Annotated in this window: 14 protein-coding genes; 8 read left to right on the top strand and 6 right to left on the bottom strand. The window is 65.8% G+C overall.

The window, feature by feature from the left end:
* Position 1: 1 nt before the first annotated feature.
* The 3 genes from LLW23_RS09985 to LLW23_RS09975 form a co-directional block, all read right to left on the bottom strand.
* On the bottom strand, positions 2-886 hold the full coding sequence (locus tag LLW23_RS09985) for a UDP-2,3-diacylglucosamine diphosphatase (protein ID WP_228945124.1): 885 nt from the start codon (positions 884-886) through the stop codon (positions 2-4).
* 94 nt (positions 887-980) lie between these two features.
* Positions 981-1598, bottom strand: a complete 618-nt coding sequence (locus LLW23_RS09980) for a glutathione S-transferase family protein (protein WP_228945122.1) — start codon at positions 1596-1598, stop codon at positions 981-983.
* Position 1599: 1 nt separating this feature from the next.
* On the bottom strand, positions 1600-2601 hold the full coding sequence (locus LLW23_RS09975; RefSeq protein ID WP_228945120.1) for an NAD(P)H-quinone oxidoreductase: 1002 nt from the start codon (positions 2599-2601) through the stop codon (positions 1600-1602).
* Positions 2602-2693: 92 nt separating this feature from the next.
* Between LLW23_RS09975 and LLW23_RS09970 the strand changes: the two genes are divergently transcribed.
* Positions 2694-2891, top strand: a complete 198-nt coding sequence (locus tag LLW23_RS09970) for a DUF1192 domain-containing protein (RefSeq protein ID WP_228945118.1) — start codon at positions 2694-2696, stop codon at positions 2889-2891.
* Positions 2892-3024: 133 nt separating this feature from the next.
* Positions 3025-5346: an ATP-dependent Clp protease ATP-binding subunit ClpA gene (gene clpA, locus LLW23_RS09965; RefSeq protein ID WP_228945116.1), complete on the top strand. Its 2322-nt coding sequence runs from the start codon at positions 3025-3027 to the stop codon at positions 5344-5346.
* An 86-nt stretch (positions 5347-5432) separates the two neighbouring features.
* Here clpA and dnaA read toward each other — a convergent pair whose 3' ends face one another.
* Positions 5433-6836 (bottom strand): chromosomal replication initiator protein DnaA, encoded by a 1404-nt coding sequence (gene dnaA / locus LLW23_RS09960; RefSeq protein ID WP_228945114.1) that lies wholly within the window; start codon positions 6834-6836, stop codon positions 5433-5435.
* A 482-nt stretch (positions 6837-7318) separates the two neighbouring features.
* Positions 7319-8398 carry an alkene reductase gene (locus tag LLW23_RS09955; protein ID WP_228945112.1) on the bottom strand — a complete coding sequence of 360 codons (1080 nt, stop codon included), beginning with the start codon at positions 8396-8398 and terminating at the stop codon, positions 7319-7321.
* Positions 8399-8460: 62 nt separating this feature from the next.
* Here LLW23_RS09955 and LLW23_RS09950 point away from each other — a divergent pair, with 62 nt between their 5' ends.
* From LLW23_RS09950 to LLW23_RS09925, 6 genes are all read left to right on the top strand, one after another.
* Positions 8461-9372: a DMT family transporter gene (locus LLW23_RS09950; protein ID WP_228945110.1), complete on the top strand. Its 912-nt coding sequence runs from the start codon at positions 8461-8463 to the stop codon at positions 9370-9372.
* Positions 9373-9420: 48 nt separating this feature from the next.
* A complete protein-coding gene (locus LLW23_RS09945) occupies positions 9421-10080 on the top strand; it encodes a COQ9 family protein (protein ID WP_228945108.1) in 660 nt (219 codons plus the stop codon).
* Between the two features lie 201 nt (positions 10081-10281).
* Complete coding sequence (locus tag LLW23_RS09940) at positions 10282-10506, top strand: FeoA family protein (protein ID WP_228948530.1); 225 nt, start codon at positions 10282-10284, stop codon at positions 10504-10506.
* A 1-nt stretch (position 10507) separates the two neighbouring features.
* The gene (gene feoB, locus LLW23_RS09935) at positions 10508-12364 is read left to right on the top strand and encodes a ferrous iron transporter B (protein WP_228945106.1); all 1857 of its coding nucleotides are present in this window, start codon (positions 10508-10510) and stop codon (positions 12362-12364) included.
* 9 nt (positions 12365-12373) lie between these two features.
* The gene (ssb, locus tag LLW23_RS09930) at positions 12374-12916 is read left to right on the top strand and encodes a single-stranded DNA-binding protein (protein ID WP_228945104.1); all 543 of its coding nucleotides are present in this window, start codon (positions 12374-12376) and stop codon (positions 12914-12916) included.
* 104 nt (positions 12917-13020) lie between these two features.
* Complete coding sequence (locus LLW23_RS09925; protein WP_228945103.1) at positions 13021-14514, top strand: sensor histidine kinase; 1494 nt, start codon at positions 13021-13023, stop codon at positions 14512-14514.
* On the opposite strand, the gene LLW23_RS09920 is transcribed toward LLW23_RS09925, so the two are convergent.
* Positions 14489-14881, bottom strand: coding sequence for a response regulator (locus LLW23_RS09920; protein WP_228945101.1), 393 nt, complete (start codon positions 14879-14881; stop codon positions 14489-14491). The two genes, LLW23_RS09925 and LLW23_RS09920, sit on opposite strands and share 26 nt — an antisense overlap.
* Positions 14882-14883: the final 2 nt, after the last annotated feature.

Here is a 14883-nt window from a genome sequence, read left to right as displayed (position 1 = left end):
CTTAGGCCGCCAGCGCCAGCTCGGCTGGGCGCTCGAGCTCGCGCTCAGCGATCACGTCAGACCAGTGAAGGATCTCCATTCGCCCATCGAAATGCTCGACGAGCGCGGTCGCGCTCTCCACCCAGTCGCCGTCGTTGTAATATTGCACCCCAGCGATGTCGCGCATCTCGGCGGTATGGATGTGCCCGCACACGACGCCATCGACGCCGCGCGCGCCGGCCGCCTCGGCGACGATTTCCTCGAAGCGCGAGATGAACGCGACGGCGTTCTTTACGCGCGCCTTGGCGTGCTTGCTGAGCGACCAATAGGCCATGCCGAAGCGACGGCGGAAGGCATTCACGCCGCGGTTGGCGGCCATCAACAGATTGTACGCCGTGTCGCCGACGTGGGCGAGCCAGCGGTGCGCCAGCGTGATCGCATCGAATTCGTCGCCGTGGAGAACCAACAGGCGGCGCCCGTCGGCGGTGTGGTGGATCGCGTTGCGCCGGATCGCGATACCGCCGAAATCGAGCCCGCAGAACTGGCGGAACGCCTCGTCGTGGTTGCCTGGAATAAACACCATCTTGGCGCCCCGCCCAGCGCGCTTCAGCAGTCGCCACACAACGTCGCTGTGCGCCGCCGGCCAGTAGAATTTCTTGCGCAGCCGCCATCCGTCGACGATGTCGCCGACGAGGTACATCGTGTCGCTGTCAACGTGATCCAGGAAGTCGATCAGCATCTCGGCATTGCAGCCGCGCGTGCCGAGATGGACGTCGCTGATCCATATCGTGCGATAGCGCGTGCGCTCGACGATCCGCTCAGGCAAATACGGCCGTGAATTGGCGAAGTCGGCGAGGTCGGTGACGTCCCCCAATGTTACCGGGGCAAGCGTTGCGGTCGTCGGCATGGCGGGCCTCCATGCCAAAGCGCCTACAAGTGCCGCGTTACGCCGCGATCACGTTGCGGTGACGGTTCTGTCTCGGTCGCGTGACGGTTCGGAGTCACGGATCGAAGCGGATATGCCCCGGCTGCGCTGCCACACGCGCCAACCAAGCGGTTAGCGCGGGGCTTGCACTGAGCACGAACCCGCCCTCCTCGGCCACATGCGTGTAGGCGTAGAGCACGATGTCGGCGAGCGTCATCGCATCGCCAACGAGCCAGTCGCGCCCCGTCAGATGACGTTCCAGCAGCGCAAGCGCGTCGCGCCCGGCAGCCTCTTTGCTAGGCACCAGCGCGCGCTGCGCCGGGGTCAGCGCCGCCTCGCCAATGAAATGCCGCCAGAAGCGCAGCGTCGCGACATTGGGCTCGTGGCTGTATTGCTCCCAGAACATCCAGCGCAGCATGTCGGCGCGATCGAAGCGATCGGCCGGGATCAACGCACTGTCGTGTGCCAGCCAAGCACACGCTGCGTTGCTCTCGGGCAGAAAGCGGTCGCCGATCTGAAGCACCGGAATGCGCCCGCCGGCATCGACCTCCGCCAGGAAGGCCGCCGTCCGCGTCTCGCCGCTCCGAATATCGTAGCTGCGCCGGTCCAGCATGACGCCGACATGCGCAGCGGTCAGGCGGATCTTGTAACAATTGCCTGACGCCGGGTCTTCGTGGAGGATGATCGCGGTCACCCTAGCCCATTACCAGCACGATCTTGCCCACATGCTCGCCCGCTTCCATCCGGCGGTGTGCCTCGGCCGCTTCGGCGAGTGGATAGGTCTTGTCGAGCACCGGCTTCAGCTTGCCCGCCTCGACATGCGGCCAGACGGTGCGCGCGAGTTCGTCGGCGACCATTGCCTTGAACGACGTATCGCGCCCGCGCAGCGTCGATCCCGTCAGCGTCAAGCGGCGGCGCATCACCTCGAAGATCGGAATCGTCGCGGTCGCGCCGCCCTGCACCGCGATCGAAACGTGGCGGCCGTCGTCGGCAAGGCATTTCAGGTTGCGCGCGACATAGTCGCCGCCGACCATGTCGAGCACCGCGGCGCAGCCCTTGCCACTAGTGATCTCGGCCACCCGCGCGACGAAATCCTCGGTCTTGTAGTTGATCGCATGGTCGGCGCCGAGCGCCTTGGCCGCCGCTACCTTGTCGTCCGACCCGGCGGTGACGATGATCGACAGCCCGAAGATGTTGGCGAGCGCGATCGCCATCGTCCCGATCCCGCTCGTGCCGCCATGGACCAGCACCGTATCACCCTCGACCGCGAAGGCGCGTTCGAACAGGTTGGTCCACACGGTGAAGAGCGTCTCGGGGATCGCCGCGGCTTCTTCCAGCGTCACGCCATCGGGGATCGGCAGGCATTGCCCGGCCGGTGCGACGGCATATTGCGCATAGCCGCCGCCAGCCACCAGGGCGCAGACGCGCTGGCCGATCATCTCGTCGCCGACGTCTGCGCCGACCGCGACGACCTCCCCGGCCAGCTCCAGCCCGAGGATCGAGGGCGCGCCCGGCGGCGGCGGATAGCCGCCCTTGCGCTGCAGCACGTCGGGGCGATTGACGCCCGCCGCCGCGACGCGGATCAGCACTTCGCCGGCGGCCGGCGAGGGCACTGGCCGCTCGGTGGGCACCAGCACTTCTGGGCCACCGGGCGCATCAGGATCGATCGCCAGCATCGTCGTCGGAAATTCGTGCATTGCCGCTCCCCTGCCGCCTGCCGAGTTTCCCGCTCAGCCGCTCGACGCGCGCCTTATTGACTTCGCACCTGCAGCGGTCAACGATGCGCTTCATGGATCTGGATGATATCCTTGGGTCCCGGCCCGACGATCCCCTTGCCGCGCTTGTACGCGAGGATCTCGATCGGCTTTCGGTGACCGAGTTGGAGGAGCGGATCGCGGCGCTGGAGCGCGAGATTTCACGCAGCCGTACCAAGATCGACTTCGCCGTTAATCATCGCGCAAGCGCCGACGCGATATTCAAGCGATGAACGCTGGCGCACTGGTGCAGCGGATCGACCATCGCATCAGTGCGGAAGCCCCAGCGCTTGATGCCGGGCTCACCCATCACGACATTGTGAGCAAGGGCAAGGCGCCTGCCTGCGGCCCGCTTGGAGTAATCTAATGCCATCCTTTGCCAGCGCTCTCGAGACCACGCTGCACAAGGCGCTCGAGGCAGCGTCTTCCCGGCGCCACGAATATGCGACGCTCGAACATTTGCTCTTCGCGCTCGTCGATGACGAACACGCCAGCCAGGTGATGACGGCGTGCGGCGTCGATCTCGGCGAGATCAAAACGACTGTGTCGCACTATCTCGACACCGAGCTTGGCGCGCTCAAGGTCGACCAGCAGACCGACCCCTCGCCGACCAGCGGCTTTCAGCGCGTCGTCCAGCGCGCGATCCTGCACGTCCAATCGTCGGGTCGCGACGAGGTGACCGGCGCCAACGTACTCGTCGCGCTCTTCTCCGAACGCGAGAGCTACGCCGTCTATTTCCTTCAGCAGCAGGACATGAGCCGGCTCGACGCGGTCAGCTTCATCAGCCACGGCGTCGGCAAGGGCGTATCTTCGCCCGAGACCGCCGCCGGGCCGAAGGGCGCCGAGGATAAGGAAGAGAAGAAGCCGGCGGAGAAGGGCAAGGGCGAAAGCGCGCTCAAGCAATTCACCGTCGATCTCAACGAGAAGGCCAGGAAGGGCAAGGTCGATCCGCTGATCGGCCGCGGCCCCGAGGTCGACCGCACGATCCAGATCTTGTGCCGCCGCTCGAAGAACAATCCGCTTTATGTGGGCGATCCCGGCGTCGGCAAGACGGCGATCGCGGAAGGCCTCGCGCGCAAGATCGTCGAGGGCGACGTGCCCGACGTCCTCAAGCCCGCGGTGATCTACTCGCTCGACATGGGCGCGTTGCTCGCCGGCACGCGCTATCGCGGCGATTTCGAGGAGCGGCTGAAGCAAGTCGTCAACGAGCTTGAGAAGCTGCCGCACGCGGTGCTCTTCATCGACGAGATCCACACCGTGATCGGTGCCGGCGCCACCAGCGGCGGCGCGATGGACGCGTCCAACCTGCTGAAGCCCGCGCTGTCGGGCGGCACGATCCGCTGCATCGGCTCGACCACGTACAAGGAATTCCGCAACCACTTCGAAAAGGATCGTGCGCTGCTGCGCCGGTTCCAGAAGATCGACGTTAATGAGCCGACGATCGAGGACACGATCAAGATCCTCGCCGGTCTGCGCTCGGCGTTTGAAACGCATCATGACGTTAAGTACACGCCTGACGCGATCAAGTCGGCGGTTGAGCTCAGCGCGCGCTACATCAATGATCGCAAACTGCCCGACAAGGCGATCGACGTGATCGACGAAGTCGGCGCGATGCAGATGCTGGTGCCGCCGAACAAGCGCAAGAAGACGATCACGCCCAAGGAGATCGAGCTCGTCATCGCGACGATGGCGCGCATTCCGCCGAAGAGCGTGTCGACCGACGACAAGCGCGTGCTCGAACATCTCGAGACCGATCTGAAGCGCGTCGTCTTCGGCCAGAACAAGGCAATCGAGAACCTTGCTTCGGCGATCAAGCTCAGCCGCGCCGGGCTGCGCGATCCCGAAAAGCCGATCGGCAACTATCTGTTCACCGGCCCCACGGGTGTCGGCAAGACCGAAGTCGCCAAGCAGCTCGCGACAATCATGGGCATCCCGCTCCAGCGCTTCGACATGTCGGAATATATGGAGCGCCACTCGGTCTCGCGGCTGATCGGTGCGCCCCCGGGCTATGTTGGGTTCGACCAGGGTGGTCTGCTGACCGATGCGGTCGATCAGAACCCGCACTGCGTGCTGCTGCTCGACGAGATCGAAAAGGCACATCCGGACCTGTTCAATATCCTGCTGCAGGTGATGGATAACGGGCGTCTGACGGACCAGCACGGCAAGTCGGTCGATTTCCGCAACGTCGTCCTGATCATGACGACCAACGCGGGCGCATCCGACATGGCACGCGAGACGCTCGGCTTCGGCAACCTCACTCGTGAGGGCGAGGACGAGCAGGCGGTGCAGAAGATGTTCACGCCGGAGTTTCGCAACCGACTCGATGCGATCGTGCCGTTCAGCTACCTGCCGACCGAAGTGGTCGCACGCGTGGTCGATAAGTTCATCCTGCAGCTCGAGCTGCAGCTCGCGGACCGCGACGTCCACATCAAGCTCGACGACGAGAGCCGTCAGTGGCTGACGACGAAGGGCTATGACAAACTCTACGGCGCGCGTCCGATGGGCCGCCTGATCCAGGAGAAGATCAAGCAGCCGCTTGCCGAGGAATTGCTGTTCGGCAAGCTCGTCCACGGCGGCGAAGTGACTGTGAAGCTGAAGGACAATGCGCTCGCGTTCGAGATCGTCGGCGCAGCGCCCAAGAAGCCCAAGAAGAAGGGCGGCCGCGCACCCAAGGTCGTCGTCGAATAATCGATCAGGCGCCGGTCTTTGGATCGGCGCCATTTTTCTTTACGGCGCGCTGTAATCGGCAAACGCGCATCGCGCCCGCGCCCTAATCAGCCTTCCAACTCGCGCATCAGCGTGCGGACCGCGCTGTCCACGTCGCGATCGGTGTCGCGCAGCTCCTCGATCCGACGAACGGCATGGATCACCGTCGAATGATCGCGCCCGCCAAATTTGCGCCCGATCTCGGGCAACGAGCGCGTCGTCAGCCGCTTGGCCAGATACATTGCGATCTGACGCGGCCGCGCCACCGCACGTGCGCGGCGCGCGGAAATGAGGTCGACCGGCTTGAGGTCGAAATGGGTCGAGACAAGCTTCTGGATCTCGTCGATCGTCACCCGGCGCTGCACCCCGCGCAGCACGTCGCCAAGCGCCGCGATCGCAAAATCGAGGTCGATCGTGTCGCCGGTCAGTTGCGCATAAGCGACCACGCGGTTCAGCGCGCCCTCAAGCTCGCGAATGCTGCCAGTGATTCGCGCCGCCAGCAGGTCGAGCACGTCCATCGGCACGCGCGCGTCGGGCAGGTCGGCGACCTTGCGCGTCAGGATCGTGCGGCGCAGCTCGAGTGACGGCGCCTTGATGTCCGCGACCAGGCCGATTGCCATCCGCCCGACGATGCGCTGCTCAATGCCTTCCAGCGCCTGCGGGCAGCGATCGGCCGAGATCACCAGCCGCTTCCCCGCCCCCATGATCTCGTTGACGGTGTGGAAGAATTCCTCCTGCGTCGCATCCTTGCCGGCGATGAACTGCAGATCGTCGATCAGCAGCAGATCGGCCGAGCGCAGCCGCGACTTGAACGCGAACGTATCGCGCGCGCGCAGCGACGCGACGAAATCGAACATGAATCGCTCGGCCGACATCGCGATCACCCGCGCGCCGGGTTGGGCGGCGACGAAGGAGTGGCCGATCGCGTGCATCAGGTGCGTTTTGCCCTGACCGGTCCCCGAATGGAGGAACAATGGGCTGAACCGCACCGGGCCAGGCTCGGCCAGCGCGCGCGCGGCGTTGAACGCCACCTTGTTCGACACATCGACGACGAAGCGATCGAACGTGTTGCGCGGATCGAGCACCGGCTGCTCGATCTCGAGCGCCGCGGCGGATGTGGCTAGGGCAGGCGCTGCGGCTGGCACCGCGGCCACGGCCGGCGCCGCGATCACGTGCGCGACCGGGGCAGCGCTCGCCGTCTCGATCGTCACGCTGCGCACCTGCGGCAGGATGGCACGGAACTCGTGCACCAGCCGCTCGGCATAGTGATTGCGCACCCAGTTCGTCATGAACGCCGATGGCAGCGTCAGCCGCACCCGCTCCACGTCGCCGCTCTCGTCGAGTTCGATCGGCTTGAGCCACTGGTCGAACAATCGACTACCGGCCGATTCGCGCAGGTTGGCGCGTACTCGCGCCCACGCCCGGCTGATGTCGCTTGCCTCTTCGGGTACTCGATACTGGGACAACGGCACGCACACCTCTCCTTCGGCCGCGACACAGGTCACGACCGCAGATCGAAACTCGACAAAATATGTCCCCCGAATGTGGCCCCCGCCACGGTCGGCTACGACGATGATTGGCGCGTATCGGGCAGAGCGCCCACGCGACTAGAGTGGTTTAGGAACAGCAAGGTGAGTCGATCAAGTCCGTCCGCTGCCACATTTCCGAAATAATCGGCCTTGACTCGACACTGGCCACGCAAATGCGTCGGAAAACTTATAATGCGCTGTAATTGCTGAACAATTCCGGATCGCCTCATTTGGTCGATAGCGCGAATCGCGGGGAATCCTAGGGTTCCGGCGTCGGCAAAAAATAGTGCAGCAACTGCGTCCGGATCGGGCAAAAAGTCTTGCCGGATGATGGCGCTAGCGCGGCGCCAGATAAACACGATTCATACGAAGACCGGAAGTTGCCGCCGCGCCAAGACGCGGCGGCAGCTTCCATCAGGCACGCATCAAGCGGCGGCCTGCGCCTCGAGTGCGGGATAGTCGACATAGCCCTCGGGGCCGTTCGAATACCACGTCTTGGGATTGTCCTGCGTCAGCGGGGCGCCGGTGCGCAGCCGCTCGACCAGATCGGGATTGCCGATGAACGCGCGCCCGAACGCAATCGCGTCTGCCACGCCCGAGTCGAGGTCGGTCTGCGCCGTTTCCGTCGTGTAGTCCTGGTTCAGCACCAGCGGCCGGCTGAACACCTTGCGGATCTTCGGGCTCAGCTTGGGCACGGTCGTCGATCCGAAAGTGCCTTCCGGGCCCTGCTCGCGCAGTTCGAGGAACGAAATGCCGAGTTCGTCGAGCGCCTTGGCCGCCGGCAGGAACACCGCTTCGGGATCGCTGTCGTCGGCGCCCTGCGTCTCGCCGTTGGGCGACAGGCGGATCGAGGTGCGATCGGCACCCGCCACCGCGATCACCGCTGCCACCACTTCCTTCATGAAGCGGATGCGATTCTCGGGCGAGCCGCCATATTCATCCTCGCGCAGGTTGGTGTTGTCGCGCAGGAACTGGTCGACCAGATAGCCGTTCGCGCCATGCACCTGCACGCCGTCGAACCCGGCCTCGAGCGCGTTGCGCGTGGCCTCGGCATATTGCTCGATCGCTTCCTTGATCTCGTCGAGCGTCGCGGCGCGTGCCTCGCCATAGGGGTTCTTCTCGGGATTGCCGTACGGCGCCCGCGTCACCGATGCCGACAGCGGCTGCAGTTTGTTGACGTCGGGGCGCGCCAGCCGGCCCTGGTGCCACAGCTGCGCGATGATCTTGCCGCCCGCCTCGTGCACCGCCTCGGTCACCGGCTTCCACGCCTCGGTCTGCTCCTGCGTCCACAGGCCCGGCGCGTTCGGCCAGCCCAGGCCCTGGCGGCTGATGCCCGTCGCCTCGGAGATGATCAGCCCGGCGCTGGCGCGCTGGCGATAATATTCGACCATCAGGTCGGTCGGCACATGCTCGCTGGTTGCGCGGGTGCGCGTGAGCGGCGCCATGAGGATACGGTTGGAAGCGCGAATCGCGCCGAGTGCGATCGGATCGAACAGGCTGGGCATTGAGTTCCTTTCAGTTTCACATTGCTACGGGACGCCGCTGATCTAGGCGGTTACGGGGCAGCATGCACGAGGCAACAGCCCCAAGAAAAGCTACATCGCAGCCAAGCGGCAACGCGCTCGCGTTTGCCGCGCTCCTCGCCGGCAATATCGCGCTGGCGTTCGGGCCGTGGTTCGTGCGGCTGACCGATGTCGGCCCCGTGGCTGCGGCTTTCTGGCGCATCGCGCTCGCGACACCCTTGCTGCTCGCGCTCGCCGCCGTCAGCGCACCGCGCGCCTTCGCCAGTGCGCGCGGGCTCGGTTGGATCCTGCTCGGGTCGGGCGTGCTGTTCGCGGGTGACCTGGCAAGTTGGCACGTCGGCATTCACCAGACGAAGCTCGCCAATGCGACGCTGTTCGGCAACGCCGCGACCTTCGTATTCCCGCTCTACGGCTTCCTTGTCGCGCGCACGTGGCCGACGCGGATGCAGGGCGTCGCGCTTGGCCTCGCCGCAGTCGGCGCGGCGCTGTTGATGGGGCAATCGTACCAGCTCGCGCCCGAGAACCTGATTGGCGACCTGCTCTGCCTCGTCGCCGGCATCCTCTACGCCGGCTATTTCATCCTGATGGCGCGGGCGCGCGCGACGATGCCTCCGCTGCCCGCGCTCGGCCTCTCGTCGGCCGCCGCGACGCTGCCGCTGCTGGTCGCGGCGCTGCTGCTCGGCGAACGAATCATGCCGGGCGATTGGACGCCGCTGGTGGCGCTCGCGCTGCTCAGTCAGGTCGTCGGCCAGGGGCTGATGATCTATGCGCTCGGCCGCATCAGCCCGCTCGTCATCGGCCTCGCGCTGCTGACCCAGCCGGTGGTCGCGGCCGCGATCGGTTGGCTGGCTTATGGCGAGACATTGGGGTCGGCGGACCTGATCGGCGCGCTGTTGGTGGCAGTCGCGCTCGTGCTGGTGCGGATCGCACCCGAGCGCCTTCCCCGACCGATCTGACCGCCGATCTCACGTGCGCCGGCAACGAAACCGGCCTATATCCGATCTATGACTCAGGCCGCAGACCTCACGCTCGACGAAATCCGCAGCGCGCTCGCCCCGGCGATTGCCGAGAATGCCGCATTTGACGGCTGGGGCCCCGCCGCGCGCGACATGGCCGCGGACATGGCCGACATCGACCGCGACGTTGCCGCGCTCGCCTTCGAACATGGCACGATCGCGATGATCGACGCTTGGTTCGCCAGCATCGACGCCGCGATGCTCGCGGCCGTGCCGCCCGAGCAGCTCGCGGTGATGAAGATCCGCGCGAAGATCACCTCGCTCGTCGAGGCGCGGCTGGACACGCTTGCCCCGCATCGTGAGGCGCTCCGCCGCGCGGTTGCGATCCTCGCACAACCGCAGAATGTCGCCGCCGCCGCGCGACTCGGCTGGCGCAGCGCCGATACGATGTGGCGTGCGGCGGGCGACACGGCGACGGACTATAACCATTACACCAAGCGCGCGATGCTGCTGGCGGTCTACGGCGCCACCGTCACCGTCTTCCTCGACGACGAAAGCGACGGCCAGGCCGACACGCGCGCCTTCCTCGCGCGCCGCATCGACGGGATCATGCGCTTCGAAACCGCCAAGGCAAGCTTCGTTCGCCGCACCCGGAACCGCCCAAGCCTGAGCCGCTTCGTCGGCCGGCTGCGCTACCCGATAGCGTGATCCAATCCTCCCCAAGCTGAGCTTGGGGAGGGGTACCGCCCGCGCAGCGGGTGGTGGAGGGGAAATGCAGCACACGACCCGCTAGCGGCATCACCACTCTTCCCACGCCTCCCACTCCACGACGGGGAGGATTAAATTGATAATCGTTCGCATCACCGATATGGTGTGCATGTGCTTGCTCCCGCCTCGCTCCCTCTCGAACTGTTACCCGCCCGCCGCCGCGCGGTCGTGACAGCGATCGCCTGGGATCGGCTAGCCGTCCCCGAAGCACGGCGGCTGCGCGAGTTCGGCTTCGACGAAGGCGTGCACGTCGAGATCCTGCACCGCGCCACGCTGTTCCGCGGCCCGGTCGCCTGCCGCATCGGCCGCATGACCGTCGCGCTGCGGCGCAGCGTCGCCGCCGCGATTACCGTCACGATCGACTGAGATGAGCCTGCTTCCGCTGGTCGCGCTGGTCGGCAATCCCAATGCCGGCAAATCGGCGCTGTTCAACGCGCTGACCGGCGCGCGGCAGAAGGTCGGCAATTACCCCGGCGTCACCGTCGAGCGGCATTCCGGCCGGCTCGCGCTCGACGATGGCCGTCCGGTCGAGCTGGTCGACCTGCCCGGCACCTACAGCCTCGATCCCTCCTCGCCCGACGAGCAGGTGACGCGTGACGTGTTGTTCGGGCGACAGGCCGGCGAGCGCCGTCCCGATGCGCTCGTCGTCGTCGTCGATGCCGCGAACCTCGATCTCCACCTGCGCTTCGCGTTGCAGTTGATCGCGCTCGATCTTCCGGTGGTCGTCGCGCTCAACATGATCGACCTCGCCGAGCGCGACGGGTTGCAGCTGTCGCCCGAAACGCTCGCGCGCGAACTCGGCGTGCCCGTCATCCCGACCGTCGCAGTCCGCAAGCGCGGCCTTGATCCGCTGCGCGCCGCGCTGACCGCCGCGGTCGACGGCAGTGCGGAGCGCTCACCGCGCGATACGGACGCCGCCGATCAGCCGATCGCGGCGCTCCAACGCCGCGCGCGGGCGCTTTCCGCCGCCGCGACCGTCTCCGAAACGCCGATGCGCCGCTGGAACCATGCGCTCGACACCGTCGCATTGCACCCGGTGATCGGGCCGGTGCTGCTGGTCGCGCTGATGTTCGTGATGTTCCAGGCGGTGTTCACCTGGTCCGAAGCCCCGATCGGCTGGATCGAAGCCGGCTTTGCCGCGCTCGATGACGGAATCCGCGGCGCCTTGCCCGATGGGCTGCTGCGCTCGATGCTGACCGACGGGATCATCGCTGGCGTCGGTGCCGTCGTCGTCTTCCTGCCGCAGATCCTGATCCTCTTCACCTTCATCCTGGTGCTCGAGGCATCGGGCTACATGGTCCGCGCCGCCTTCCTGATGGATCGGCTGATGGCAGGCGTCGGGCTGTCAGGCCGCGCGTTCATCCCATTGCTGTCGAGCTTCGCCTGCGCCGTCCCCGGCATCATGGCGACGCGCACGATCAGCGACGAGAAGGATCGGCTCACCACCATCCTGATCGCGCCGCTGATGACCTGCTCGGCGCGCCTGCCGGTCTATACGATCATCATCGGCGCGTTCATCCCCAACACCAGCGTACTGCCCGGTGTCGGCCTGCAAGGGCTGGTGCTGCTCGTCCTGTACCTGATGGGCATCGTCGGCGCGTTCGTCGCCGCGCTGGTGCTTCGCCGGACGGTTACGAAGGGCGAATCGTCGGGCTTCATGATGGAGATGCCGAAATACCAGATGCCGCGCCTCACTGACGTGGCGATCGGCCTGTGGAGCCGCGCGGCGATCTTCCTCAAACGCGCCGGCACGATCATCGCGCTCACCACGATCGTGCTATGGGCGCTGCTCAGCTTCCCGCGTGCTCCCGAGGGGCAAAGCCAGGTCGATTATTCGATCGCAGGCAAGATCGCAGGGGGGATCGAAGTGCTCGTCGCCCCGATCGGCTTCAACCGCGATATCGCGCTCGCGCTGATCCCGGCAATGGCGGCGCGCGAGGTTGCGGTGGCGGCGATTGGCACCGTTTACGCCGTCGATAACCCCGAGGATGCCGCAGGCGAACGCACGATCATCGAGAATCTGCGCGACCGCTGGTCGCTGCCCACCGCGCTCGCGTTTCTGATGTGGTTCGTCTTCGCGCCGCAGTGCATCTCGACCATCGCCGTCACCCGGCGCGAGACCAACGGGTGGAAGTGGCCGCTGTTCATGGTTGGCTATCTGTTCGCCGCCGCCTACATCATGGCCGGAATCACATACTGGCTCGCGATCGCCGCGGGCCTCTGAGGGGCCCCAATGGCAGGCAGCGTTAACAAGGTAATTCTCGTCGGCAATCTCGGCCGCGATCCCGAATCGCGCTCGTTCCAGAACGGCGGCAAGGTCGTCGAGCTGCGACTGGCGACCTCCGAAAGCTGGAAGGATCGCAACTCGGGCGAGCGTAAGGAGAAGACCGAGTGGCACACCGTGAAGGTGTTCACCGAAGGCCTTGCGAACGTGGCCGAAAAGTATCTGCGCAAGGGCAGCAAGGTTTACATCGAGGGCGCGCTGACCACGCGTAAGTGGCAGGATCAGCAGGGCAACGACCGCTATTCGACCGAAGTGGTGCTGCAGGGCTTCAATAGCGTGCTGACGATGCTTGATGGCCCCGGCGGCAATAGCGGCGGTGGCGGTGGCGGCGCGCGTGACGACTTCGGCGGCAGCGACGACTTCGGCGGCGGCGGCGGCGCCTCTTCGGGCGGTCGCGGCGGCACCAGCGGCGGTGGCAGCAAAAGCGGCGGCGGCTTCGGCCAGGCGCGTGGCGGCTTCGGCGACGATCTCGACGACGACGTGCCGTTCTGATCCACGCCCGTCACCCCGGCACTCGCCGGCAAGGCCATCTAGTTTCAGGAGCCGTTACGCACCCCGCCCTTCCCATTCTTGACGAGATCGATCGCGCGCGTGTGATGGCGCTTTACGACCTCGCCGGCGCCCGCAGTGAAGGCGCGCTCGACGATCTCGTGAACTTCGCGTCCGAACTATGCGCGGCACCTGTCGCGCTCGTCAGCGTCGTCGAGGAGGAGTTCCAGAGCTTCCTCGCACGCGTCGGCACGGATCTGGAAAGCACGCCGCGGTCGCAATCCTTTTGCGCCCACGCGATGCACGGCCATCAGGTGATGGAAGTGCCCGATGCGTCGCGCGATCCGCGCTTCGCCGATAATCCACTCGTCACCGGGCCGCCGAACATCCGCTTCTACGCCGGCGCGCCGCTCGTTTCGCGCGATGGCGTTCCGCTCGGCGCGATTTGCATCATTGACGATACGCCGCGCGATGGCCTCACGCCGTTCCAGACGCGCGGGCTCGAGATCCTCGCCACCGCTGCCATGGCCCGGCTCGACGCCCGGCGCGCGGCGCGCGAGCGGCGCGAACAGCGCGCGACCGTCGCGGAAACGCGCGCGGCGCTCGTCGACAGCGAAATGCGTTTCCAGACGCTCGCCGATACGATGCCGCAAATGGTGTGGTCCGCGCTGCCCGACGGCTTCCACGATTACTACAACGCGCGCTGGTACGAATTCACGGGCGTCCCCGCTGGCACCACCGACGGCGAGGGCTGGAACGACATGTTTCATCCCGAGGATCAGGATCGCGCGTGGCAGCTCTGGCGGCACAGCCTGGAAACGGGCGAGCTTTACCAGATCGAATATCGCTTGCGCCATTTCGACGGCACCTACCGCTGGGTGCTTGGCCGCGCGCAGCCGATCCGCGATGCGGAAGGCCACATCACGCGCTGGTTCGGCACCTGCACCGACATCCACGAACAGAAGCTCGCGCTCGAAGAACGCGAGGTCATCAGCCAGGAATTGTCGCACCGGATCAAGAACATCTTCGCGGTGATGAGCGGGCTGATCCACCTCGCTGCGCGCGCGCACCCTGACATTGCGCCGCTCGCCGCTGACTTGCGCGAGCGTATCGCCGCGCTCGGCCGCGCGCATGATTTCGTCCGCCCTCACAGCAACAATTCGCGACCATCGGCGCAGCAGGACAGTCTGCGCGGCTTGCTCGAGGAGCTGCTCGCTCCGTATCAGTCGAACGCGGCCGAGCGCGTGACGGTAACCGGCATCGACATCGCGATCGATGATCGCGCCGCGACGCCTCTCGCACTCCTGTTTCACGAGCTTGCCACCAACGCGAGCAAATACGGCGCGCTTTCCACGCCGAATGGTCATGTGACGATCGACATAACGGCACATCGTGACGTTTCGCGCATAATCTGGCGCGAGGACGGCGGTCCGCTGCTCAGCGGCAACGCGGAACCGTCAGGCTTCGGCAATCAATTGATCGAGCTCAGCGCCGTCCGACAGCTCGGCGGCCGCGTAGAGCGAGAATGGCGTCGCGAAGGATTGCAGCTGACGATCGAAGCGCCGGCGGCGTCATTCAGCCGTGTGCTGCGAACCGAATGACGTCGTCGTTCGCGACCGCTGGCTCGCCGCTGGCCAAGGCCGCCGCAGCGAGGATTGCCTGATCGCTAAACGGCTTGCGGATGTAGCCAAGCGCGTCTGGGCACCCCGAAATCTGCGCCGGATTGGCGGTGACGAATACAACCTTCACCCCGTAGTCGCGCGCGATTTTCTCAGCGATTTTCGGTCCGGTCGCCCCATCGCGCAGGTTGATATCGACGAATGCGAAGGAACAACCCGGCGCGGCGGCGAGCGCCTGATCGCTATCGGCCGCGATCGCCACGACATTATAGCCAGCGTCAACGAGGATGCGCTCCAGATCGAGAGCAACAAAAATCTCGTCTTCAATGATGAGTGCGGTCTTGGTCATGG

The organism is Sphingomonas radiodurans (assembly GCF_020866845.1).
GTDB lineage: Bacteria > Pseudomonadota > Alphaproteobacteria > Sphingomonadales > Sphingomonadaceae > Sphingomonas > Sphingomonas radiodurans.
The sequence above is the reverse complement of the archived record's forward strand: the minus strand, read 5'-3'. Positions and strand labels throughout refer to the sequence as shown.